Origin of the sequence: Lysinibacillus sp. FSL K6-4013 (assembly GCF_038630435.1) — a bacterium.
Taxonomy (GTDB): domain Bacteria; phylum Bacillota; class Bacilli; order Bacillales_A; family Planococcaceae; genus Lysinibacillus; species Lysinibacillus boronitolerans.
The window spans coordinates 4,707,091-4,731,122 of sequence record NZ_CP152031.1; the positions used below are offsets into that span (position 1 = coordinate 4,707,091).

General features: G+C 36.9%; 22 protein-coding genes. 4 read left to right on the top strand and 18 right to left on the bottom strand.

Annotated features, from left to right (window positions below; translation table 11 throughout):
• Window positions 1-13: 13 nt before the first annotated feature.
• The 7 genes from MHB39_RS23390 to MHB39_RS23420 all read right to left on the bottom strand — a co-directional run bounded on the left by MHB39_RS23390 (window position 14) and on the right by MHB39_RS23420 (window position 6,449).
• Window positions 14-1,210 carry a restriction endonuclease subunit S gene (locus tag MHB39_RS23390; protein ID WP_340808441.1) on the bottom strand — a complete coding sequence of 399 codons (1,197 nt, stop codon included), beginning with the start codon at window positions 1,208-1,210 and terminating at the stop codon, window positions 14-16.
• A 34-nt stretch (window positions 1,211-1,244) separates the two neighbouring features.
• On the bottom strand, window positions 1,245-2,084 hold the full coding sequence (gene dinD / locus MHB39_RS23395; protein ID WP_340808442.1) for a DNA damage-inducible protein D: 840 nt from the start codon (window positions 2,082-2,084) through the stop codon (window positions 1,245-1,247).
• Window positions 2,085-2,219: 135 nt separating this feature from the next.
• The gene (locus tag MHB39_RS23400) at window positions 2,220-3,749 is read right to left on the bottom strand and encodes a type I restriction-modification system subunit M (protein ID WP_342545532.1); all 1,530 of its coding nucleotides are present in this window, start codon (window positions 3,747-3,749) and stop codon (window positions 2,220-2,222) included.
• 14 nt (window positions 3,750-3,763) lie between these two features.
• A complete protein-coding gene (locus tag MHB39_RS23405; protein WP_342545533.1) occupies window positions 3,764-4,339 on the bottom strand; it encodes a restriction endonuclease subunit S in 576 nt (191 codons plus the stop codon).
• Between the two features lie 326 nt (window positions 4,340-4,665).
• Window positions 4,666-5,406 (bottom strand): hypothetical protein, encoded by a 741-nt coding sequence (locus tag MHB39_RS23410; protein WP_342545534.1) that lies wholly within the window; start codon window positions 5,404-5,406, stop codon window positions 4,666-4,668.
• Between the two features lie 87 nt (window positions 5,407-5,493).
• Window positions 5,494-5,664 carry a hypothetical protein gene (locus MHB39_RS23415; RefSeq protein WP_342545535.1) on the bottom strand — a complete coding sequence of 57 codons (171 nt, stop codon included), beginning with the start codon at window positions 5,662-5,664 and terminating at the stop codon, window positions 5,494-5,496.
• Window positions 5,665-6,020: 356 nt separating this feature from the next.
• Window positions 6,021-6,449 carry a helix-turn-helix transcriptional regulator gene (locus MHB39_RS23420; RefSeq protein WP_342545536.1) on the bottom strand — a complete coding sequence of 143 codons (429 nt, stop codon included), beginning with the start codon at window positions 6,447-6,449 and terminating at the stop codon, window positions 6,021-6,023.
• Window positions 6,450-6,853: 404 nt separating this feature from the next.
• On the opposite strand from MHB39_RS23420, the gene MHB39_RS23425 reads away from it, so the two are divergent.
• The 3 genes from MHB39_RS23425 (at window position 6,854) to MHB39_RS23435 (ending at window position 10,284) form a co-directional block, all read left to right on the top strand.
• Entirely contained in the window at window positions 6,854-7,024 is a 171-nt protein-coding gene (locus MHB39_RS23425) for a hypothetical protein (protein ID WP_342545537.1), read from the top strand.
• A 5-nt stretch (window positions 7,025-7,029) separates the two neighbouring features.
• Complete coding sequence (locus MHB39_RS23430) at window positions 7,030-8,499, top strand: recombinase family protein (RefSeq protein ID WP_342545538.1); 1,470 nt, start codon at window positions 7,030-7,032, stop codon at window positions 8,497-8,499.
• A 69-nt stretch (window positions 8,500-8,568) separates the two neighbouring features.
• A complete protein-coding gene (locus MHB39_RS23435) occupies window positions 8,569-10,284 on the top strand; it encodes a recombinase family protein (RefSeq protein WP_342545539.1) in 1,716 nt (571 codons plus the stop codon).
• Here the strand turns inward: MHB39_RS23435 and rlmH are convergent.
• The 9 genes from rlmH to MHB39_RS23480 all read right to left on the bottom strand — a co-directional run bounded on the left by rlmH (window position 10,225) and on the right by MHB39_RS23480 (window position 19,848).
• Entirely contained in the window at window positions 10,225-10,704 is a 480-nt protein-coding gene (gene rlmH / locus MHB39_RS23440) for a 23S rRNA (pseudouridine(1915)-N(3))-methyltransferase RlmH (RefSeq protein ID WP_342545541.1), read from the bottom strand. The two genes, MHB39_RS23435 and rlmH, sit on opposite strands and share 60 nt — an antisense overlap.
• 90 nt (window positions 10,705-10,794) lie before the next feature.
• Entirely contained in the window at window positions 10,795-10,959 is a 165-nt protein-coding gene (locus MHB39_RS23445; protein ID WP_016992306.1) for a CxxH/CxxC protein, read from the bottom strand.
• Window positions 10,960-11,204: 245 nt separating this feature from the next.
• Window positions 11,205-12,500 (bottom strand): trypsin-like peptidase domain-containing protein, encoded by a 1,296-nt coding sequence (locus tag MHB39_RS23450; protein WP_312125063.1) that lies wholly within the window; start codon window positions 12,498-12,500, stop codon window positions 11,205-11,207.
• A 167-nt stretch (window positions 12,501-12,667) separates the two neighbouring features.
• Complete coding sequence (locus MHB39_RS23455; RefSeq protein ID WP_016992308.1) at window positions 12,668-13,456, bottom strand: MBL fold metallo-hydrolase; 789 nt, start codon at window positions 13,454-13,456, stop codon at window positions 12,668-12,670.
• Complete coding sequence (gene yycI / locus MHB39_RS23460) at window positions 13,456-14,280, bottom strand: two-component system regulatory protein YycI (protein WP_258860327.1); 825 nt, start codon at window positions 14,278-14,280, stop codon at window positions 13,456-13,458. The genes MHB39_RS23455 and yycI overlap by 1 nt, the downstream gene beginning before the upstream one ends.
• Window positions 14,267-15,592 carry a two-component system activity regulator YycH gene (gene yycH, locus MHB39_RS23465; protein WP_339280538.1) on the bottom strand — a complete coding sequence of 442 codons (1,326 nt, stop codon included), beginning with the start codon at window positions 15,590-15,592 and terminating at the stop codon, window positions 14,267-14,269. The genes yycI and yycH overlap by 14 nt, the downstream gene beginning before the upstream one ends.
• Window positions 15,589-17,454: a cell wall metabolism sensor histidine kinase WalK gene (gene walK, locus MHB39_RS23470; protein ID WP_036077920.1), complete on the bottom strand. Its 1,866-nt coding sequence runs from the start codon at window positions 17,452-17,454 to the stop codon at window positions 15,589-15,591. The genes yycH and walK overlap by 4 nt, the downstream gene beginning before the upstream one ends.
• A 5-nt stretch (window positions 17,455-17,459) precedes the next feature.
• Complete coding sequence (gene yycF / locus MHB39_RS23475; protein ID WP_036077923.1) at window positions 17,460-18,173, bottom strand: response regulator YycF; 714 nt, start codon at window positions 18,171-18,173, stop codon at window positions 17,460-17,462.
• Between the two features lie 214 nt (window positions 18,174-18,387).
• Window positions 18,388-19,848, bottom strand: coding sequence for a M23 family metallopeptidase (locus tag MHB39_RS23480; protein ID WP_342545543.1), 1,461 nt, complete (start codon window positions 19,846-19,848; stop codon window positions 18,388-18,390).
• Window positions 19,849-20,225: 377 nt separating this feature from the next.
• Here MHB39_RS23480 and MHB39_RS23485 point away from each other — a divergent pair, with 377 nt between their 5' ends.
• Complete coding sequence (locus MHB39_RS23485; protein ID WP_342546952.1) at window positions 20,226-21,089, top strand: YitT family protein; 864 nt, start codon at window positions 20,226-20,228, stop codon at window positions 21,087-21,089.
• A 44-nt stretch (window positions 21,090-21,133) separates the two neighbouring features.
• Here the strand turns inward: MHB39_RS23485 and MHB39_RS23490 are convergent, their stop codons facing one another.
• Entirely contained in the window at window positions 21,134-22,423 is a 1,290-nt protein-coding gene (locus tag MHB39_RS23490; protein WP_004233375.1) for an adenylosuccinate synthase, read from the bottom strand.
• A 244-nt stretch (window positions 22,424-22,667) separates the two neighbouring features.
• Complete coding sequence (dnaB, locus tag MHB39_RS23495) at window positions 22,668-24,029, bottom strand: replicative DNA helicase (protein ID WP_004233370.1); 1,362 nt, start codon at window positions 24,027-24,029, stop codon at window positions 22,668-22,670.
• Window positions 24,030-24,032: the final 3 nt, after the last annotated feature.

Sequence of the window (24,032 nt, forward strand, 5' to 3'; positions counted from 1 at the left end):
AGGAGTAAAGGCGTTACACCTTCACTCGGATTTTTCCTGTAAGGAGTTGTTGCATGAGAGCTTTTTTTTGATTTATTAAGGCACTCAATTCCTTTTCACTAAGTTCTATTCCTTTTTCGATAGTTTTAAATAATTCGGCAATACATTTTTGCTCGTTCACTGAAGGGACATTTAATATTAATTCTTCGAGTTTAGAAAAATAAATATAAGTTCTTGATCCACCTTGCTTTTGATTTTTCGCAAACTTCCTAAATTCGTTTCCTTCATTTAATTTTAATAATAGAAATTCACTATTTAAGTTTTTAGTTGTAAAAACTGGATATAAGGTACTTACTATACCTCTTTCCACTATAGTATTTATATTAAATTTAAACATTAAATCATCACTCATATGTCTATAGGTGAAATAACCATACGGTACTACATTGTAACCTGTGTTATCGTCACTTGCGACTTCATTACCTAAATAATATTCTTTTTGTAAAAATATCCCCTTTCTTGAGGAAGTAAGAACTGGGTATTGATTATTATATTGCGACTTTTCATTATGCTTTATTAAATAGTCCCCTAATCTAATCTTTGTCCACTCTTCTTGAAAACCTGGCAACCTTACTTTCCCCGTTAATAATTTCTGAAATAATCCCCTCCTCTGTACTTTCTTCTTAGCAATAAGTTTCTCTAAATGTTCAATTGCTTTGTCCCATGTACTTAAAATATCGACTATTTTTCGCTGTTCATTTAAGGGCGGTAAATCAATATACATTTCCTTCATTATCTGTGTAGTAAGATTATTAAACACACCACCCATTGTTGCAGAGGATTGCATTTTCTCATGCAATTGCTCAAATAAATAATAAAGATACTCAGGTACTAAATCCTTGAAATTATCAAATCCAAAAAAACCATCGTGGATACATGCAGGAACCGCCAATATTCCAGGGATTGCCACTCTTGTTCCAGAACAACTAAGAATTACAGAGTCCTTTTCTAAGTACCTGCTCTTTTTGGCACCTTCCTCTGTTAAACTATCTACACGAGGTGTAACATACTTACCGTCACGTGTAACATCTTCAATTAATACCCTTGGAATAGACCCACCATAGTAACGTGGATCACCTTTAGGTCTGGGACTTGCTCCACGAAATACTCTGACAACCTCTTGAAGTTGAACAATTTTCCATTCTTTTATTTCAATATCGGGCGCTTGCATCCTTTACACCTCAATCTTTTTTATTTTAACAACTCTATTTTTCCTTGTTTAATAATTTCTTTTGTTCAATTCTCTCAATTTGCTTAATGCTTTTCTCAGGTGTCGGTAAATCTTCAGGCATTGTTCCCCCAAGGTCTTCAATAGTTTGTCTAACTTTTTTACCGACCTCATAATGCGTACGGTTGGCATTATCTTTACCTTGTATATTTTCTCTTCTAAGTTTTTCATCTGTTTGTGTTGCGCGGAACAAGTTGGCCGCCAGCTCGGTACTTCCCATATGATCTAAAATTTTATGACTTTTTTTCAGACCTTTACGTGCATGTATTCCTTTAGCATCTAAACCACCATACAAACCTTTATAACCGTGATTCTGGAAAATTGCATAATCTAAATTCGTTTCTACACCTGCAAGCATGGCCGCCTCTTGTAATGATTTATTGTGCTCTTTTAACTCATTTCGAATTGCTAATCGTTTTTTGTCTTCATCTAACGTTTCAAATTGATCTTGAAGTTCCTGTTTTCTTGTTTGTACCGCAAAATATGTTTGTCCTAATGCAACAACTTCTTTTTTTGGATCAGCGTTTTGGACAACTAAATAGCAAGCATATCGCGAAAGTTCATAATCTTCGACTTCTCTAATAGCACCTGATCCGAGCTCAACCATTTTTCCCACTTGGGAAAAATGGTCTTCAACTTCATAACCGCTATTTATACAGGCTGTTTTTGCCTTATCAATAACATTCAAAAACTTATCAAAACGTTTATAGTCTAATATCTGAGCTAAATCTCTTGCATACCAAAAATCTTCTCCGTATTCATTGACATTTCGATGTTGTTCAAAAGTTTGTTCACTATATTTTTCAATTTCACTCATATTGCATCCTCCCTTTCTTTCAACTTGTAAGAGTTACTTACAGGTTCAACTCATTTTGTTCATCTCTTCAGGAACTATTCGGAAAAACCGAATAGTTCCTTGTAAAATATCAGTTATCAAGAATTACTTGACAACTTAAAATCCTAATTCTTTCAAATACTTCTCCATCTCAGCTTCCACAACAGCTAACTCTTTCTTAATATCAGCGATGTTTTGCTTCACTACTTCCATGTCAACTGGAGCTTCTTCCTCAAATGTATCAACATAACGAGGAATATTTAAGTTGTAGTCATTGTCTTGGATTTCTTTTTTAGTCGCTTTATATGAATACTTATCAATCGTTTCACGGCTATCATAAGTAGCGACAATTTTTTGTAAATCCTCTTCACGTAGCTTGTTTTGATTTTTGCCTTTTTCGAAATTGCCCTCACCAGATGCATCGATAAATAATACATCTTCGCGCGTACGATCTTTCTTGAATACAAGGATACACGCTGGGATACTTGTACCGTAAAACAGACCTTCTGGTAAACCGATAACCGCGTCCAACAAGTTCATTTCAATGATTTCTTTACGAATTTTCCCTTCACTCGCACCACGGAACAAAACGCCATGTGGTAAAATTGTCGCCATTGTTCCACCCTTTGCTAATGAGTAAAGCATGTGTTGTATAAATGCATAGTCACCTTTAGACGTCGGTGGTACGCCCCATTCAAAACGGCGATGTTGATCTAAGCTTGCTTCCATCTTAAACTTCTTATCATCGTTACCGTCACCCGCAAAGCCCATCGCCCACTTGTCTAAAGAAAATGGCGGATTTGCAACGATTTTTTGGAACTTCATTAGTTTACCGTCCTCTAAGTGAAGTGGATTAGCTAATGTATCGCCCCATTCAATGTTGGCATCATCAATTCCATGCAGATACATATTCATTAATGCCAGCGAGTGTGTTGCGCCGTTACGCTCTTGTCCGTAAATTGCTACTTTGTTATTAGGTACTTGTTTTGCTACACGAATTAAAAGTGAACCTGATCCACATGTTGGGTCATAAATTCGGTCGTTCTCCTGTGGTTTCACTAAACGTGCTAATAATTCAGATGCCATCGTTGGCGTGTAGAACTCCCCGCCCTTCTTCCCCGCATCTGACGCGAATTGTTCAATCATATATTGATAAGCGTTACCGATAACGTCTTCATCACCAATAACAGATGGCTTTAAATTCAGCTTGTTAATGTCTTCTAACAATGTGCGTAGCATCGCATTACGCTCTTTTGGCTTTCCTAAAACTGCTTCGTTATTGAAGTCAATATTACGGAATACACCACGAAGCTTGCCTGTATTTTCGTCCTCAATTCGTGCTAATAGCTTGTTAATGATGTCGCCAATTTCAGAATCAGTACGTTTGCTGTAAAGATAATCGAATGTTGATTCATTATCTAATACAAAACGTTCACGTGTTAACGCGCGTTGAATGCGCTGTTCATCACCGTTATAGCGTTCTGTGTATTCCTGTAAATGCTCTTTATATGAATCACTTAAATATTTAATGAACATCATCGTTAAAATGTAGTCCTTATAAATACTTGAGTCGATTTTTCCGCGGAACGTGTCCGCGGCCTGCCATAATATACTGTTAATTTGCTCTTGCGAAACTTTCTCTGCCATGTGATTTCCTCCTGTTAAATCCCTTGAAGCACTTTATTTGTTTGTGCTTGGAATAGCTTTTCTTTTTCTTCTATTAAGCTTGTTAGCAACTGTTTTTCTTGTAAATGAAGCTTGTACAACTGCACAATACTTCGTTGCTTTTCAATAGCGATTTGTTCTATTGGAATCGCGTTTAAGGTTGTCTTGTTCGTGCTCGGAATTTTCGTTCCCGACTGCCCTTTTTCCAACTCTTTCTTTGCGAAAGCCGTATTTAAATACCACGCAACATACTCTGGTAAAAAGAAATCGACCTGCACCTTAATGACCGCAAAAGTAGACGGGATTAATAGTTGCTTTTTCGATGCATCAATATACGTCGCCGAATACGGGTAGTTTAGTCGGAACAGTATGTCGCCTTCTTCTGTGAAGTGTTGCGGACTTAATACACCATTACTTTGAAATTGCTCGAATGGCTCATTTAACGCATCCACGTTTTTCAGCGTAAACATGTCATAAGTTGCTTTTACCTCGTTCTTATTCATCGCTTTTTTGCGCGTAATAACCATACCTGAGCGTATATCTGCTATATCTCCTAATTGCAAAAAGCACACCCTCCGTTTCGTTAAATTGATTATTTAACAATTAAGTTAAATGCATCATATAACAAAATGGTTGTGGTTGTAAAATGTTTTTTCATATCGTTACAAAGGCAACGATTTCAAATATGCATAGTAAATATAATCGAACATCTAATCGAACTTCGATTATAATCGCTATTCTAATTTGAAATAGATGCGCGAACATATTGCGATTATGAATACAATTGCAATACAACTCGATAGCAAATAGATTCATGAATAGCTTTACGATTATATTCAAACTGTAACTGAACATCTAATTACAGTTCTATTTGCACATCCATAACAAATAGCAGTTGTTATTTAAGCTTCGCGTATAAGTCATTTAATGGGTTTTCAAAATGGCGTGGAGCTTGAGGAAAGTTCTTTGGAATCGTGATAGGGTTTATATTTAAGTCGCTCAAATAATTGAGCATTTTATTATAAACGTATTTTGAGTAGAAACGTTTTGCTGTCGATAAACTTTTATAGGCGGACTTTTTAAGGAATTCTTTAAGAAGCGCTTTATCCGTAGCTTTTAGTGGCGCGTAGTCGATCCATTTTTCGACGTATGCATATTTATAATAGTCTCCTTGGGGATAAATACTTAAAAGATAGGAATCTAAATAGGAATAGTAGACACTTTCTTTAAAGTAGCTTTCCAATTTCATTGGAACAGGGGTTTTACATCTCTTGCTTGCCTTATAGTATAAATGGTTGTAAAGAAGCCTTACTTCAAAGCGTATTACATCTTTTTCATATGGTTGAATTTCACATCCTTTTGCGATTCTTTCTAAGTTCTTATCGTATGCAGTTGTTACAACAGATTTCGAATTATGATATACCGTTGTTTTAAATTCTTCAAACTCACCTGAAGCATCTATCTTTCCTGTACACTTCACTTGATGACGGTATTTTTCTACATGCTTCTTAATTAGATGGAAGTATAATTTGCGCAGTTTTTCACAGTTGATTGTTACATCATGACGGAAATCTAACCTTGCCAGTATGTGCGAATCGTAATGCGTTGCGTGATTAAATAACAGCATTAGGCATTCCAATATGTTTAGTTTTATCTCCTTGTAATCCGTTTCTGCTATATCGGATTTTTGTAACAGCGCCACCGCATCAACAAATAATGATAAATATCATTTCCCATGACCTTTTGTGATTTGAGGGATTAACGCGAAATTGAAGAATTCACCGTATACCTTTTGGAAATATTGATTCAGATGTTTGTAATCCGTTCCGAATTTAATTTGCGCTACGTTTACATCTTCATCAGTAATTGGGAACTTCATTAGAAAAGTATGAAGCATATGTGATCACTCCTAATCTATTAGTATGTAATTAGGTTTAGCTAACTATTTGATTTCATAGCATTAAGGAGTTTATTTTTTTCCCAATTCAAATATATTTATTATTCACGAGAACGTGAGCGCGCAGACATAAAACACCCCCAAATACAGAAGCTTTGTCGCGCCAAATCAATATGCGATTTTCAAAGAACAAACATACACGAGAAAAATTTCGAAAGGGATAAAAAGTGATTGAGAGGAATTGAGAGGTTTTCAAAAAACATTATACATACAACTTGTTATTTGAAAAGCCCCTCTCTTGTCGGACCATGTTTGATACAAAAAAAGACCGAGAACATAACGTCCTCGGCGTTTGGTCATTTTACATTCTTCAACTTGTTAATGGCTTCGCCTAATTCAGCAAGTTCATGCCACTGTGATTCTCTACTCCATTCAAATTCCACTATTCGCTCTATCATTTGCAACACCAGCATCGTTTCTTCTTCCGATAACACTTTATCTGCAACGCGCAACGGGGATTTGAACATAATCGAGTACAGATCAACAACCTCTTCTTTATCGACTAATCCTTCCGCTAATGTCAGCACATCTACATTTAATGCATTTGCTAACGCCACAAGGATTGGGAAAGATGGAGATTGTTTTTCATTGCGTTCTAATCTTGAAATATAGCTGGGGCTACAACCACTCAAATCACTAAGACGTTGTAAGCTCATTCCGCGGGACTTACGAAGTCGTTTCAATTTCTCCCCAAATGCTTCATCAAATACTTTTACTGCTTTCATATCCTAACCTCCTAAATATGCCCTTATAGCATCCCTTAATATTTTTTCTATATTTTAGTTGTCAGTTAAATTTTTATAACAATATTAAGCAGTTTTTCTGTTGACAACGAAAAAAATATTTTGTATTTTATATTTGAAAAATTGAATATAGGCAACATAACATATAGTTTTTTGTTTAATCGTTTCTCTTATTTTTAGCTGGTTTATTTAAATGTACATGTTTTTATTTAGAGCGCTTTTTAGCAAACAGTGGGTGTAGTGCGCCCATTTATAGGCTGATTGCGTCCTCTAAGCATGTATCTTTAAATAAGCCAGTTTTTTTGTGCCTTCCTTCTTACATAGGCTACTTGCGCATTTTCCGCCTTAGCCTTCCTCAATAAAATTCCACGAAAGGATGAACCTCTATGAAACAATCCCCTTCTTTAAACTTCCACGAAGAAATTGAAAAACAATTACTCATTGGTGCTGATTTGGAAAAGTACCATGCCCGCCATTTTTTAAATGTGCTTTCTGAAATGATCTTAAAATATGACCAAGCTTCCTGCGAACAACAACAAAATCAATTAGGAGCGTGATATGTATGCGTGCAGTTGGCTACGTTCGTGTAAGTACAGAAAAACAATTAGGTAACACCTCTATTGCAAAACAAACCGAGGAAATTAAGAAGTTTTGTAAAACTAACGGCATGACTCTTGTCCAACTATTCGATGAAGGTGCTAAATCAGGTAGAACATTTAATAACCGCGATAAATTTAAAGAAATGTTTGCGTTCATTTTAAACAAGGCAAATAAAATCGATTGTGTCATTGTATATGATTCAGATCGCATTTCACGTAATAATGTGGAGGCGCTTCAGTTTTATCATCGATTAAATCAATTAAAAATACGACTCGTTTGTATTGCTGACAATATCGATACAGATTCCCCACAGGCTAAACTTATGTACTACTTCTCTTCACTAATGGCAGATATAGAAAGGGATATGATTGTTAGTAGAACGAGTTCTGGTATGCAAAAACGCGCGTCTAATGGCTTATTTAACGGAGGCATTGTTTACGGCTACACATGCTCCTCTAAACAGCTAAAAGTCGTCCATAAAGAAGCTAAAATCGTAAAGTTTATTTTCGATAAATACGCAAACGAGCAATGGGGCTATAAAAAAATCGCTTCGGAGTTAAATGATATAGGTATTCGGACGAAGAAAAATAACTACTGGACTATTTATGCTGTAAAAACGATTTTGACGAATCCGATTTATATCGGGAAAATGAAATGGAATGGTGAATTACACCAAGGACAGCATGAGCCAATTATTAGCATTGAATTATGGGATAAGGCACAAGATGCAATGAAGCGAAATAGTCATTATCAAGAGAAAATTCACCCTGGCAGTTTTCCGCTATCTGGTTTACTAAAATGCCCACAATGTGGCGGTCCAATGGTTCAAGGAAATAGTAGCCCAAAGTATAAGTATTACCAATGCTCGCGCAACAAAAACAGCGGTTCCTCTGCCTGCTCGGCAAACCTGATCCCGAAGGAATATGCCGAAAACACCGTATACGCACAAGTATTTGCCACTTTACAAAAGCATAATCTCATTGAGCCATTAATAAGTACGCTCCGTTCTAATTCAATGAATGAAGTGATGGACCTACAACAGCAATTGAAAAAACAAGAAGCTGATTTAACAGTGCTAAAACAAAAAAGAAAAGAACTAATGAATTGGCGATTGCGGGACATCATTACAGAAGAAACTTTCGAAGAAGAAATGCGCGATGTACAGCAGGAGGAACAAGCACTTATAAAGCACATTGAAAGCATAAATCAGCATATTAAACTATGTGACAAAAATGTCTTAACAGCTATTGTTACTCGTTCACTTAAGGATTTTGCTGAATTTTTCAGCTTGATAGAGGACACGGACAAAAAGCTCCTTTTACAAGATTTAATTAAAGAAATACACGTTAATCCTGGTGAAAAACCAAAGAACCGAACAATTAAGGACATCATTTATAAATTTGATTTAACGTATTTAAATCAGGCGATTTAAGAGAAAGGTGCGCTTCCTTTCTCTTTTTTTTCGTTTCATATTAAAATGGCAGTGAAAGGAGGATTTTTCATGAATGAAATTAGACGAGTAGCCATTTATTGTCGAGTATCGACCGAGGAACAAGCAACGGAAGGTTACAGTATTTCTGCGCAGTTACAAACATTGCGCCAATACGCACAGCTATACGGGTGGGAAATTGCTGGTGAATATGTTGATGAAGGGATAAGTGGTAAAAACATTACTGGGCGCCCCGCAATTCAAAAGCTTATTGCTGATGTGGAAAAAATAAAATTTGAAGCTGTCCTTGTTTGGAAAATCTCGCGTCTATCGCGTAACATGTTAGATACGCTTACGTTATTAGACCTATTTGAAGCGAACGGTGTAAAATTCATTTCTTACTCTGAAAACTTTGACACAGGTAGTCCAATCGGACGTTTAGTTGTTCAGCTTATGGCGTCAATTGCTGAAATGGAGCGCAATACGCTATCAGAAAACGTAAAACTCGGTATGAGGCAACGCGCATTACAGGGGTCTTGGAATGGTGGAAAAATCTTCGGCTATGACGTCGTCGATAAAGCGTTAGTCATTAACGAAAATGAAGCATCTATTGTTAAATTAGCCTTCGAACTATACGCAGAAGGCAAAGGATTAAAAGCAGTTGCTAATCACTTGAACAAGGCAGGTTATCGAACGAAGCGCGGACGTCATTTTTCAGTGAATGGTGTTGCACAAATTTTGGATAATATCGTTTACAATGGCAAAATTAGTTGGGCAAAAGTTGAAAACTGCGATAACAAGCGGAAAAGAGCTAAAAACCCAAACCCAATTGTTGTTGAAGGCAAACATGAGGCAATTATTCCAGATGATCTTTGGAATATCGTGCAAGCAAAACGAAATAACAGGTCCTTTAAACAGCGCCAATCAAATGAACCTTTTTTACTTAGTAGCCTTCTACGCTGTCCTACTTGTAATCAAGGTATGGTGCCTGCAAGTACGACGTGGAAATCTAAAGACGGCACTAAAAAGAAATACCGCTATTATGTATGCAGTGACTTTCATAATAAAGGCTCGTCTGCCTGCCGTGCGAACTCAACGAAAGCGTATGAAGCAGAAGCGCAACTCATTGAGCGAATTGAACAATTTGCACATAGCGAACAACAGCTGTTCTCAAAGCTACAAGCTCTTAACACGACATCTATTGAATTGCTCCATTCCTTAACCAACGAGCTTGAGGACATAAAAAAACGACTGCTCGAAATACAGTCGCTTCAGCACCAATATTTAGATGCCTTTGAACAAAAGACGCTCCCCGTTACAATACTGCAAGAGCGCCTGCAAAAACTAACTACTGAAAAGACAACTTTAGAGCAAAGACAAAATGAAATTACCGCGCAACTAAACTCTAACGATTCAAAGGTTATTCAGCCTGAATTAATTCAGACATTGCTATTACGATTTTTAGACGCCTATCAATGTGCGCCACGTGAACATCAAAAACGGTTACTACAATTACTAATTGGACAGATTACTGTGAAACATCAAAACGGTAAACCGCGCTCCATTGATACGATTGAACTCGACTTCGATTTTTCGGAAGTAAACGTGTCGAAAACATTTATACTTCTTCATCTTTTATATCGTGAAGCAAATACGGAAGATGAATTTTCATCCCAAAAATTCGCTTACGACCACAAAATACCACCTTATTTACAACTTTTTTTGCCTCTATTTATGATACGGTTCTCCCTTCATAATCCTAAAACTGCGGTAAATCTGCTCGACTAGCACAAGCTTCATGAGCTGGTGAGGAAGTGTCATCTTACCAAAGGATTGCTGTTCGTCGGCTCGTTTTAGGACATCTTCGTGCAGACCGAGCGAACCGCCGATGACGAAGGCGATTTTGCTTTTGCCGTAGGTCATGAGGGATTCAATGTCGGCTGCCATTTGTTCGGAGGTTTTCATTTTGCCGTTGATGGCTAGGGCGATTACGTAGGCATCTGGACTGATTTTCGTTAGGATGCGTTCGCCCTCTTTTTTCTTGACGATATCCATTTCAGCTTCACTTAGTTGTTCAGGTGCCTTTTCGTCTGGCACTTCAACCAAATCCATTTTTGCATAGCCGCTAAGACGTTTTACGTACTCATCGATCCCCATTTTTAAGTACTTTTCTTTTAGTTTGCCGACTGATACAATCGTTATATTCACACGTTATCCACCTTTACAATTCATTTACAAACAAATTATCCACAAAAGTTATCAACATATCCACAAGCATTCTCTATATATTGTGTAAAGTTATTTACTTGATACAATATATTCTGCTGGCTGTTCACAGTAGCTACACTTTGTGGATAACTTTTTATCCTCTTCGATTTTATCCATAATTGGGAACACTTTTTGCTCTGCTACAAACATGTCTAAAGCGTGATCTATATGGCTTTCACAGCTGTACTTTTCCATTTTTTGATGTCTCCTTATTTTCCGAAATTTCCACAAACTTATTCACAAATCAGTCTATGTTATCCACAATCTATTGTAACAAAGTAATAGCATGTATGGAAGAAGTGCCTTTTACTCCCGATTTGCTGTGCGGAATTAGTATTCACAATTTTCTAGTTATCCATAATATTTCATAAAAGTATTTTCTCCATCCTCATAAAAAAAGCGATGGAGATTGATTAGATCTCCATCGCTTTTCATCTTCTTTACAATGTATTACCGTTTGTTAATGTTAGTGATAGCTCGACTAATTTACCTTGACGGTACACTTTTAATGTTAGTTTATCACCAATTTTTTTGTCATTATATAAATGCTTGCGTAAATCAATGGTTGTTTCAATTTTTTGACCATCCATCTCTACAATAACATCGTATTGTTGAACCCCTGCTTTTGAGGCTGGTGAGTTATTCATGACATCTGTTACAACAACACCTGTTGTCACCTCTGCAGGTAATTTTAATGTTTGTTGTTGATAGAATGATGGCACATCTGTTAAATCTGCAAGTGAAACTCCCATTGTTGGACGTTTCATTTCTCCATTTTTCTCTAGTTCCTCGATAATTGGAATAGCTGAATTAATTGGAATAGAGAACCCTAAACCTTCCACTGAGGATTCAGCAATTTTCATGGAGTTAATTCCTACTAATTCTCCAGCTAAGTTCACAAGTGCTCCACCACTATTCCCTGGGTTAATCGCAGCATCTGTTTGCAATACTTCTTGTTGCCAATCTTCTGTGCCATCACCATTTAAGTCTACTGGTACAGAACGGTCTTTACCTGAAACAACACCAGTTGTCACAGAACCATAGAAGTCTAAACCAAGTGGGTTACCAATGGCAATCACTGTTTCACCTTGTTTTAATACATCCGAATTCCCGAATGTCGCAACTGTTTTAACATTTTTAGAGTTAATAGAAATAACTGCAAGGTCCGTCCAAACATCGTGACCCACTAATTGTGCAGGTTCTTTTGTTCCGTCTGGCATTGTGACCTCTAACTGCTTTGCCCCTTCAATAACATGGTTATTTGTGATGATAAAGGCTTTGTCACCTTCAATTTTATAAACGACACCTGAACCGCTTCCTGCTTCTTTTGTTGTTGTGGATGGTGGGCTCCAAAAGCCTCCGCTTGTTACTTCTTGAATATTTGTGATACCAACAACTGCTTGTGAGGCTTTTTCAACTGCTGTTGTCACATCTGTCGTTACTTCTGTAGCTACCTGATTAATTGTTGTGTTATTTTTTCCTGTATTACTTGTTGTTGTTCCAGGCATTTGATTGACAAGTCCTGGTAGCATAAGCCACACAAGTAAAGCACCTATAATGACACCGACCAGACCACTAAAGAAATAGCCGCCTTTACCTCCGCCACCTTTCTTTTTCATGCGCTTAGTCTGCATTTCTTGCTCCTCGCGCTCTAGTCTTTCTTGAAGAGGTGATTTCGGTACTTCATCATTTTTTAGGAAATCACTGTTTTTATCATCATCTTGGAAATAGCTCATGTTCGTCATCCTTTCCTTTGAGTGCTATCTAATTAGTTGTTACCCTAATCTTACGATTCAAACATTAAAATCAGATGAAAAACAAATAAAATAGGCATAAAAATAGCTGTTCAATGCATTTTTTTTATGCGTTGAACAGCTTCAAGTTTTGCCTAAATAGCCTTTGATTAAACCGTCACCAATTTTGTTGGTTCTTCTGCATCCGTATCAAATAGATGAACATGCTCACCAACAAGGATGCCACAAGATTGTAAGGTTTGTGCGACACTCATACGTGCTAGCTCTTTCATATTATTATCCTTACTCAAATGTGAAAGATAAATATTCGTCGTCTTATCAAATACAACCTCACTCATTGCAATTGCTGCATCCTCATTAGACACATGTCCTACATCACTTAAAATACGACGTTTAATAGACCAAGGATAGCGTCCCATTTGCAGCATATTGACATCATGATTACTTTCAAAGACAAAAGAATCAGCGCCTCGAATAATTCCTTTCATACGATCACTGACATAGCCTGTATCTGTAATAATAACAAGCTTGCGATCATTTTCATGAAAAGTATAGAACATTGGATCTGCTGCATCGTGTGAAACAGCAAAGGATTCCACAGCTAAAGAACCAAAATGCTTCACTGTATCCATTTCAAATTCAAAACGTTGCTCAATAGGAATGTCTCCAATTAGCCCGTCCATTGCCTGCCACGTTTTGGCGTTTGCGTAAATTGGTACATTATATTTCCGTGCCAGTACACCAATTCCTTTAATGTGATCACTATGCTCATGTGTAACAAAGATACCACTGAGCTGTTTCATATTACGGTCGATTTTTGTAAATAACTGCTCCATCTTTTTCCCACTAAGACCCGCATCGACGATAAAAGCATGATCGTCATTCTCTACATAAATCGAATTCCCTGTACTGCCACTTGCTAAAACACTAAATCGCATTATTCAACTCCCCAGTCTTCTTCTTCGCTCTCTTGCTTGTCCTCCTGGATTTCGATGACTTTACCTTCTACTGCATTCACAAAGTACTCCTCTTTTGTCCCATCAGATAATTTCACTTGAACTTCCCATGTTGGCACCAATACCTGAGTACGTGTCAATTTAACAAGCGTTGAGTAACCTAGTTTCATTTGTGTAATGCGCGAGTCTGGTTTGAGCGGTCCTTTTGCATACAAAGTTTGAATAATTTGAAGTGGTGGAATAACTGTTTCCTGCTGTTCCATTTCTTCAATGTTATCAATCATTGTTTGTTCATACATTGTTACTTCGTTATTAGCATTCCATTTTATTTTTAATGAACCGCTATAATAGAACATTCGATTGTTTGTCTTTTGGAAAAAAATTGCGACTCGTTCTTCGCGGTCTACTTTCCATAAAGCATAAGATGAACCTTCAATGATGTTTGCCAGGGCAAAATCTGTAAAGCTTGCATCATCACTTACATTACGTAATTTAACAGGCCTCATAAAAATAACACGGGCCTTCGTATTATTATCATCCTTAAATTTAACTTGCTGGTTACTATTACTAAATTCGGCTGGTGTGAATTTATGCACTTGAGCTGTCATATACGAAGCAGATTCAATATTATTTGGTAATGTGCCATACGTAATATTATCATCTTTTAAACGAGCCTCTATCGTTCTTTCACCTGGTACCTCAATATCTTTCGCTTCATTGTAGCGATTGACATAAAGTGAATACAAGAAGATGTTCAGTATTAAAAAAACGAATATAAAAATAGATTTTGTTCTATTCCAATCCATTTTTAACACCTCCTAATACTTCAGGAGTCAGTTTAGTCCAGGTACCATTACGAATAACAAACCAACAAGGTTCAAATATAAATATATTCTGTTCTTGATTTTGTGTTAAATAATAGCCCAAGACAATTTCATCAATTTCAGACAAAGGAATACTATTAGCGTTCTTTAATCTCTCTGCAATCTCTGCGCCAGATGCTAATTCTTTAATTTCTTTCTCTAAAGATATATCCATATCCAATGAGAAGTATGGACGCTTGTAATGGAAAATTCGACTATCTCCCCAAATCGTTGTCATTCGTGTAATAACATGATTGCTATAGACAGGGAAGCCTTGCAAATACATTTGATAATCTATTTGATTTTTATTGGTATTGGATGAAGCATAGCGGAAATCTGCCGTAAATCCTCCATGCTCATTAATAAATTCAAAGCTATCCTTTAAAAGCTTCGATGGCTCGACTCTAATACTACTTTCTGCAGCTGGATAAACATAGTTTAATGATTTAAGATTTGTTTCTAAGGTCATTAATGACATACCATCTGTATATTTTTCAGAGGATGCGCTTTCGACATTCCGCTGTACAATATTTGGATCAGGGAATAACACATTTTTAAATAATTCTGGTGTAATATCCTCAATAAAGTACGTATATTTTACAGATTCAATATTACTGTTCGCCAGATAAAGAGATGTATAGCCTTCTCTCTCTACTTCTTTGAAAACCTCATATTTTTTTGCAGGCTCAATGACTTCCTGTATAAATTGATTCATGTTTGGCACACTGACACGTGAGCGGAATAATGATTGGTTATTACCACTAATGTAATACAACATTAATTCTTTGCTATTGTAATTACTCCAATCTATAATCATTCGATTGAACGTTGTTTCTGGTAATTCCTTATCAGTGAACTGAAAGGTTGTGTTAAAAGCTGAAAATGGAATCTCTCCCGTAAAAAAGATTGTCATTCGATGATCTGCGCCAATAATTTGATTCACATAGTTTGCAGAAAGATTATTGTTTACAGGCACCAAATCTAAAACATTCCAGCCTTTAAACACTTTCATCATATCTTTCATAGCTGCATTAGAAACTGTGCCTGTAAACTCTTCTTCAGAACGGAAAATAGCCTTGTACGGTCGAATAATATCCTCCATATCCTTTTGCGGCTTAATTAAAATTTCCTCTCCCTCTGTTTTTTCAATATATTTATAATCAGGTGTATAGGTCCAAATTAAAAAAGTTAAAATCACGCTCAGCATGACAAGTAGAAATAATACAACAGATTTAACTGGCTCTATATATTTCATTCCCACTCACCTGCCTCACCAAATTCATCTGCATCATATGGTAATGTGAAGAAAATTGTTGTACCCTGTCCTTCTTCACTTTCAGCCCAAATCTTACCGCCATGCGCTTCAATCATTTCCCGCGCAATAGCTAATCCCAAGCCTGTTCCTCCCATAGAGCGAGCGCGTGCACGGTCCACACGATAGAAGCGATCAAAAATTCGGCCAACGTTTTCTTTAGGAATACCCATGCCATCATCTGAAATCATGACCTTCAGCATGTCTTCCTGTCCAGTAAAGCCAAAGCGAATATTGCCGCCATCTGGAGAATATTTAATAGCATTGGAAATGATATTATCAATAACTTGTGTGATTTTATCCGTATCAATTTCTACATAAAAGGATGTTTCAGGGAATAAACGTTCAAATTGTACCTTGTCAGACTTAGACATTTCAAATCGGTCAATAATGCGATTAAAGAACGAATTAAATAAGACAATATCTTTATTCAACTCGTAATCTGAGCTATCCATTCTTGATAGCTGCAATAAATCATTCACTAGACGAATCATACGCTCTGTTTCGGTTTGTGTCACATTTAAAAACGTAGGAGCAATATTTTCGTCTTTCCATGCACCATCTGCAAGTGCCTCTAAATAACTGCGCATTGTTGTTAATGGCGTTCTTAACTCATGTGATACATTCGATACAAATTCCCTACGATCCATTTCAATCTTTTCTTGCTCTGTTATATCGTGCAAAACAGTAATCAGCCCATTAATAAAGCCCGTTTCTTTTTGAATAACAGAGAAATTAGCGCGAAGTATATAGGGCGCATCAGCTGTACTAAAGTTTAAATTCACGGCATCATTCATATGAATTAAGTCTTCAAAGCTATATTCCTGATCAATCCCCAATACAGAGGCGATAGGACGCCCTAATGTAATATCTCTTGAAATATGCAGTAATTCTAGTGCGGGGTCATTGATGAGAATAATACGTCCCTTGCGATCTGTTGCAATAACGCCATCTGTCATATTACTCAGCACTGAATCTAGCTTTCGACGTTCAGCTTCTGTGGTCGATTGTGCTTCCTGCAAACGGTTGGTTAGATGATTAAAGGTGATGGCTAGCTGTCCGATTTCATCCGTACCATATACACGTACCTTGCGAGAATAGTTCCCCTTCGCCATTGCCTGAGCCTGCTTTCGCATATCAGCAATAGGCTGTGTAATCGTTCGAGCCACAAGAATACCTAAGAAGATGGTAATGACCAAGGACATTGCCGTACCACCAAGGAAAATCTGATTAATATCATTCATTTGTTCAAAAACAGATTCAATATTGGCTTCAATATAGAGTACACCAATGATTTCGTCGTCTGGTCCTGCACCCGCACGAATGGGGTTCGCTAAGACCCACACACGATTTCTCGTTTTATTGTCGAGCTTAATAATATCAAACAGTGTTTCGGCAGATATTGCTCGACGTACAAGATCAGTATTAGAGCGCTGACCTATTAAATTCTGGTTTTCAAGCTCAGATGTTGCAAGTATTCTTTGTCTATCGTCAATGACACGAATTTCTAAAATATCACCATTTGAAACATCCCTTAAACCAGTAGAAAACTCCATAACAATTGACTTTAGGCTCTCCTCTAGTTTAGGCATGCTTTCATCGCGTTCCTTTAAAATTTCCTCACGAAGACTATATTGCATCAAGTCAACTCGCTGAAAAATGGAATCTTGGAAGTTGCTCTTCAAATTTCTTTCTAATTCACGAGCGAAATAGATACCGATAATTTGTAAAGCAAGCAATATTAATAAAATATAAATCAGCACTAGTTTGACATGAATGGATTTAAAGAAGCTCACTTTCTGCATTCCTATTACTCCTGTTCAGGATTTCGTAAATAATAACCTACACCACGTCGTGTGACAATCCAAGCGGGATGACTAGGATTATCCTCAATTTTTTCACGTAAACGGCGAATTGTTACATCAACAGTTCGTACATCACCAAAGTAATCATAGCCCCATACTGTTTGTAGGAGGTGCTCCCGTGTCATTACTTGTCCAATATGTTTCCCTAAATAATGAAGTAACTCAAATTCTCGATGTGTCAATTCAATTGCTTCATCACGCTTCATTACTAAATAAGCATCTGGTTGAATAACAAGCGAACCTACGACAATCTCATTCGACTCCTCCTCAGCCTCTTCTGCTGCTGGAGCGACTACTTGTAAACGGCGCATATTGGCCTTTACACGTGCAATCAGCTCTCTTGTACTAAATGGCTTTGTGACATAATCATCTGCACCCATCTCTAATCCTAATACTTTATCAATTTCAGAGCCTTTAGCTGTTAGCATAATAATCGGAAAATCATATTTTTTACGTACTTCTCTACAAACTTCCATCCCATCACGCTTTGGCAGCATAATATCTAAAAGCATTAAATCTGGTTGCTCTTCCTCTACTTTCTTTAATGCCTCATCACCATCATAAGCACAAATAACTTTATAGCCTTCTTTTATTAAATTAAATTGCAAAATATCTGCGATTGGTTTCTCATCATCAACAACTAAAATTGTTTTATTCATACATACTCTCCCTTTCGCTTCTTATCTATTCTTAAACAATGTGTATTTGTAAATTCACTACTCTTAACTCTATCATGCTTTCGGATTCTATGCATTAATCGATATTCAATCCCTCTAATACTGTGACAAAAAGCGATGTAATTCAACAATTATTTCTCGGGAAATAATAGAAAAAGACAGTCCATTATTCGGACTGCCTTCTATTCAACATGTTTTATCGGCCTACATAAGATAACGGATTTTCTAATGAACCGTTCTTTTCAACTTCAAAGTGCAAATGTGTACCTGTCGAATTTCCAGTGGAACCCATAATACCAATCACAGAACCTTTTTCCACTACTTGTCCGACTTCAACATTAATTGAAGATAAATGTCCATAAAGTGTTGTAAAACCATTATTGTGATTAATAACAATACGATTACCATAGGTGCCAGAAGTGCCAGCAGCAACAACTACACCATTATCAGCAGCTAAAATATTATAGTTACTTGGTCGAGCGATATCAATACCACGATGGAAGGCTCCCCAACGTTCACCCATACCACTTGAAATATAGCCCCCGACTGCTGGCCATGCAAATTCTCCAGTTCCACGTGAAGAAATAACCTTTGTACCAACTACTTCAATTTCATCTACTGGTTGTTGAAGTATTTTTTCCTCTAAGGCAACTTTTGATGTCTGTGTACCATTTTCAGATGTTAATGCATAAGTTGTTTCTTTTTTTCCATTAACACCTTCTTGCTTGATGACCTTTTCACCTTTATACATAGTAGGATCTTCTTCAATTACTTTTTTAAACGGAATGACTTCCGCAACTTTCTTTTCCTTTTTTACTTCAAGTGTCACAAATGGCTTTGCCACAGTAACATTTAATTCTTGTCCAATTTGTAAAACTGTATCTACTGTGATATCCGGATTTAGAGCTAGTAGTTCACTTGTTGTTAAATTATGTTTTTTAGCAACTGACCCTAACACGTCTCCTGATTCAATTTTATATGTTTCTTGCTCAAGATAGCCTGTCATTAAAAACTTCACGGCTTGCTCAGGTGATAATATATCAGTGGGTGTCACTTTTTGTGATAACCCTGAAACTCCTTGTTTAAAGGAAACATTTAGAAGTCTAGACTCACCATCTTTTAATTCTTGTAGATTATTGCTAGCTTGGCGTTTTGATAAGTTATCTAATTCTTGCTGAGAAACATATTGTAGCTTTAACATTTGAACAGTTTTCTCATAAGCTTCCGTATTCTTTAGTGATACTACTGGTTTGTGATTTACTAATAATGTAAAGGCATCTGATTTGGCCACTAAAGATTGCTTAAGTTTTGATAATGTTTCTGCATCTTTTGTTTCATTTGTAAATACTTGTTCTGGGATTATTTTAACAGCTGAGCTAGCATCAATGGATAAACCTTTGAATTGCTGACTTGCCACTTTTTCTTTTGATGCAATTATTTCTTGAATTGCTTTCTCATCAGATACTGCACCAATATATTCATTCCCCACATATACGTGGTAAATTTTATTTAAGTTTTCTTTGTTATATTCCTTAGCAAATCCCATGTTAATCGTTAGGCTTGTCATTAAAACTACAATGATTGAAGCCTTTTTAAAAGAAGAAAAATTGTAGGTGAATCTATTGTTTTCTTCTTTTCTTTTCCAAAACGAATTCATCAATAAAGCCCCTTCCAACTTTACCCTACTGTAGGATGATTTACCCACAAGGATTTTTTGCACCCCTATAATGTACCATAAAGAAAATGACGTTTGAACGATTTCACTCTTTTGTAATGTAAATGTATTATTTATCTACTTATTGTTACATAGAATATATTTTATATAGTTTATAAATACTGTAATTTTATTCATATATTGGTTCTTAAAATTCAATTTAACTATCATCGGTATACTATTCTCAAATTTTTTCAAGTGAATTTTGACTTAATACTTTTTACTTTTTTAATATTCCGATAAAATATATATAGAAGGTACACTATTTGATTGGAGCGATTAAATTGAGTGATTCACAAACCTCTGAGATCACAACAAAAATGTTGAGACCTCAGAAAAGTAGCATGCGTAAAGTTATTGCAAGAATTATTATGGTGTCGCTAGGTGCGATAATAATGGCATTGGGCTTGGAACTGTTTTTAGTACCCAACCACATTATGGATGGTGGCATCGTAGGTGTTTCCATTATCACATCTCATTTATTAAAATTACCCCTTGGTATTTTCATCTTCATTTTAAACTTACCTTTTATTTTTTTAGGCTATAAACAAATTGGTAAAACCTTTGCATTGTCCACAGGTCTAGGTATTACCGTACTCTCATTTTCAACACTCGCCTTACATAATATCCATCCATTTACGGAAGACACATTATTGGCAACAGTCTTTGGAGGAATGATTTTAGGAGTTGGTGTCGGAATTGTCATTCGTTATGGAGGTTCATTGGATGGAACTGAAATATTAGCTATTTTAGCTAATAGCAAAACACCTTTTTCAGTTGGTGAAATCATCATGTTCTTCAATATCATTATTTTTACGGTGGCAGGATTTATTTTTAATTGGGAGCAAGCCATGTACTCCATCATTGCATACTATATTGCCTATAAAATGATTGATATTGTTATTCAAGGATTGGAAGAATCTAAATCTGTTTATATCATAAGTGATGACATTGATGAAATTGGACAAACGATTATGGATCGACTTGGTCGTGGCGTTACTTTCCTTCACGGAGAGGGAGCTTATACGGGGAATGACAAGAAAGTCATATTTACCGTTATTACTCGTTTAGAAGAATCTAAATTGAAAACAATCGTCGCTGAAATAGATGACAATGCTTTTCTAGCCATCGGTAATATCGCCGAGGTAAAAGGTGGTCGCTTTAAGAAGAAAGATATTCACTAAAAAAGGGCATGCCGCATTTGGCACGCCCTTTTCATTTTATTTTATTATGCTTCCCAAACGTCCACTAACACGTTTGTTTGCTCACGTGCAGGTCCAACAGAGAAAGTAGCAATTTGAATGCCCGTTAGTTCGCTGATACGCTCCACATAGCGGCGTGCATTTTCAGGTAGCTCTTCTAAAGTTCTGCAGCTTGTTACATCCTCAGACCAGCCTGGAAGCTCCTCATAAATCGGCTCACATTGTTCAATAATATGAAGGTTTGCTGGATACTCTGTGATTGTTTCACCTTTATAGTTATAGGCTGTACAAATTTTTACTGTTTCTAAGCCCGATAAAACATCGATAGAGTTAAGAGCAAGATGAGTAATGCCACTTACACGGCGTGAGTGACGAACAACGACTGTGTCGAACCAGCCTACACGACGTGGACGACCTGTTGTTGTACCATATTCGCGACCAACCTCACGAATTTGTTGACCTACTTCATCGAACAACTCCGTTGGGAATGGTCCATCTCCTACTCGAGATGTATAGGCCTTAGATACACCAATAACGCTTGTTACGCGTGATGGCCCAACACCTGCACCAATCGCTACTCCCCCAGCAACAGGATTTGAAGATGTTACATATGGATACGTACCTTGATCGACATCAAGTAAAATTCCTTGTGCACCTTCGAATAGCACTTTACCGCCCTCATCTAGGACATCGTTCAAAATTTTAGACGTGTCCGTAACATACTTAGCAATTTCTTGTCCGTAACCATAGTATTCCTCGAAAATTTCTTCGAATGTTACGCCTTCAACTTCATAGAATTTCTCAAATAACTTATTTTTAATGGCTAAATTATGACGTAGTTTTTCCTCAAAGATTTCCTTATCAAGTAAGTCAGCCATACGAATCCCAATACGTGCTACTTTATCTTGATAACAAGGTCCAATACCTTTACAAGTTGTGCCGATTTTATTGTCTCCACGACTTTCTTCATCCGCAATATCTTGTTTAATATGATAAGGCAAAATCACATGTGCACGATTAGAAATACGTAGATTATCTGTATTAATACCACGCTCTTGTAAACCTTTAAGCTCTGTTACTAATGATTTTGGATTCACAACTAATCCATTACCAATTACTGAAGTTTTATCTTTATAGAAGATCCCTGATGGAATTAAATGTAATTTATAAGTTTCACCATCAATTTTAATGGTATGTCCTGCATTATCTCCACCGGCAAAACGAGCGATGGCATCGGCTTTGTGCGAAAGGAAATCTGTAATTTTACCTTTTCCTTCGTCTCCCCACTGTGTTCCTACAACTACTACTGATGTCATAATCAGCACCTCCGTTAGATACCTTTGTATCTCAATTTTCAAGCCTCAATTATTGTAACAATGATAGAAACAACTCGTCAATAAAAAATAGCGAAAAAACACGAACATAAAATCAAAAAATCTGATTCAACGTTCGTGTTTAATAACAGAATGGTATGAATATTATCGAACATTCAGATTAATTTAATCTAAGGGTAATATTTCATTACTAATAGGCAACTTATCTGAATGACGAGTAACTTGACTAATCACGTGGCGGTGGAGGTGGCATTTGTGACCAATCCACATTAATGAATTTATTGAATTCTTTTTTAAAGGCCAATGTAACAGTTCCTGTTGGACCATTACGTTGTTTCGCAATGATAATTTCGATCATATTTTTATTCTCAGATTCTTTATCGTAATAATCATCACGGTATAAAAACGCAACAATATCAGCATCTTGCTCAATACTTCCCGATTCACGTAAGTCACTCATCATTGGCCGTTTATCTTGTCGTTGCTCAACACCACGAGATAACTGTGATAACGCAATAACAGGTACCTTTAATTCACGGGCTAATCCCTTTAAAGAACGGGAAATCTCTGATACCTCTTGCTGACGGTTTTCTCCTGGCTTGCCGCTCCCCTGAATCAACTGTAAATAATCAATTAAGATCATTCCTAGTCCATTCTCCTGAGCTAAACGACGACATTTTGCACGGATTTCATTGATACGTACACCTGGAGTATCATCAATAAAAATCCCTGAATTCGATAAACTACCCATTGCCATAGTTAGTTTACCCCAATCTTCTGTAGTTAAAGCACCTGTACGTAAAACTTGTGCATCAATATTTCCCTCTGCACAAAGCATACGCATGACCAGTTGCTCTGCACCCATCTCTAAAGAAAAGATTGCAACATTTTCACGAGCTTGTACAGCAACACTTTGCGCAACATTCAATGCAAAGGCTGTTTTCCCTACAGATGGACGAGCAGCAACAATGATTAAATCGTTGCGTTGAAAGCCTGCAGTAATGTTATCTAAATCACGGAAGCCAGTCGGGATACCTGTTACTTCTCCCTTTTGTGATTGCAGTTGCTCAATATTATCGAAAGTTTCCACTAGCACATCTTTAACATGCTTAAAGTCACCTGCATTCTTTCGATTGGCAACCTCCATCATTTTCTTCTCTGCCTCGCCTAATAATGCCTCTACTTCGTCTTCACGTGTATAGCCGTCCTCGACAATTTTCGTAGCCACTCGAATCAATCGACGTAAGAGGGCCTTTTCCTCAACGATTTTGGCATAATGAGCGACATTGGCAGCTGTAGGGACAGCATTGGCGAGCTCTAGTAAATAAGAAAGCCCGCCAACGTCCTCAATCTCTTTTTTAGCTGATAATTCTTCTGTAACTGTTACAACATCTATCGCTTTTCCTTGATCACTCAAGCGCAACATCGTTTCGAAAATTTTCTTATGGGCATTTAAATAAAAATCATCTGCCAATAAAATTTCTGATGCTGTTATTAATGCCTGTGGCTCAAGGAAAATAGCACCGATAACCGATTGCTCCGCCTCCCGGTTATGCGGTGGAACGCGGTCCATCATCGGTTCACTCATGGA

Excerpts from the sequence above, each read along its gene's own strand:
- dinD (WP_340808442.1), bottom strand. The coding sequence starts at position 2,084 with ATGAGTGAAATTGAAAAATATAGTGAACAAACTTTTGAACAACATCGA.
- MHB39_RS23435 (WP_342545539.1), top strand. The coding sequence starts at position 8,569 with ATGAATGAAATTAGACGAGTAGCCATTTATTGTCGAGTATCGACCGAG.
- MHB39_RS23390 (WP_340808441.1), bottom strand. The coding sequence starts at position 1,210 with ATGCAAGCGCCCGATATTGAAATAAAAGAATGGAAAATTGTTCAACTT.
- MHB39_RS23400 (WP_342545532.1), bottom strand. The coding sequence starts at position 3,749 with ATGGCAGAGAAAGTTTCGCAAGAGCAAATTAACAGTATATTATGGCAG.
- MHB39_RS23485 (WP_342546952.1), top strand. The coding sequence starts at position 20,226 with ATGTTGAGACCTCAGAAAAGTAGCATGCGTAAAGTTATTGCAAGAATT.
- MHB39_RS23430 (WP_342545538.1), top strand. The coding sequence starts at position 7,030 with ATGCGTGCAGTTGGCTACGTTCGTGTAAGTACAGAAAAACAATTAGGT.
- walK (WP_036077920.1), bottom strand. The coding sequence starts at position 17,454 with ATGCAGAAAGTGAGCTTCTTTAAATCCATTCATGTCAAACTAGTGCTG.
- MHB39_RS23450 (WP_312125063.1), bottom strand. The coding sequence starts at position 12,500 with ATGAGCTATTTCCAAGATGATGATAAAAACAGTGATTTCCTAAAAAAT.
- yycF (WP_036077923.1), bottom strand. The coding sequence starts at position 18,173 with ATGAATAAAACAATTTTAGTTGTTGATGATGAGAAACCAATCGCAGAT.
- yycI (WP_258860327.1), bottom strand. The coding sequence starts at position 14,280 with ATGGATTGGAATAGAACAAAATCTATTTTTATATTCGTTTTTTTAATA.
- dnaB (WP_004233370.1), bottom strand. The coding sequence starts at position 24,029 with ATGAGTGAACCGATGATGGACCGCGTTCCACCGCATAACCGGGAGGCG.
- yycH (WP_339280538.1), bottom strand. The coding sequence starts at position 15,592 with ATGAAATATATAGAGCCAGTTAAATCTGTTGTATTATTTCTACTTGTC.
- MHB39_RS23455 (WP_016992308.1), bottom strand. The coding sequence starts at position 13,456 with ATGCGATTTAGTGTTTTAGCAAGTGGCAGTACAGGGAATTCGATTTAT.
- MHB39_RS23415 (WP_342545535.1), bottom strand. The coding sequence starts at position 5,664 with ATGCTTCATACTTTTCTAATGAAGTTCCCAATTACTGATGAAGATGTA.
- MHB39_RS23490 (WP_004233375.1), bottom strand. The coding sequence starts at position 22,423 with ATGACATCAGTAGTAGTTGTAGGAACACAGTGGGGAGACGAAGGAAAA.
- MHB39_RS23425 (WP_342545537.1), top strand. The coding sequence starts at position 6,854 with ATGAAACAATCCCCTTCTTTAAACTTCCACGAAGAAATTGAAAAACAA.
- MHB39_RS23445 (WP_016992306.1), bottom strand. The coding sequence starts at position 10,959 with ATGGAAAAGTACAGCTGTGAAAGCCATATAGATCACGCTTTAGACATG.
- MHB39_RS23420 (WP_342545536.1), bottom strand. The coding sequence starts at position 6,449 with ATGAAAGCAGTAAAAGTATTTGATGAAGCATTTGGGGAGAAATTGAAA.
- MHB39_RS23480 (WP_342545543.1), bottom strand. The coding sequence starts at position 19,848 with ATGAATTCGTTTTGGAAAAGAAAAGAAGAAAACAATAGATTCACCTAC.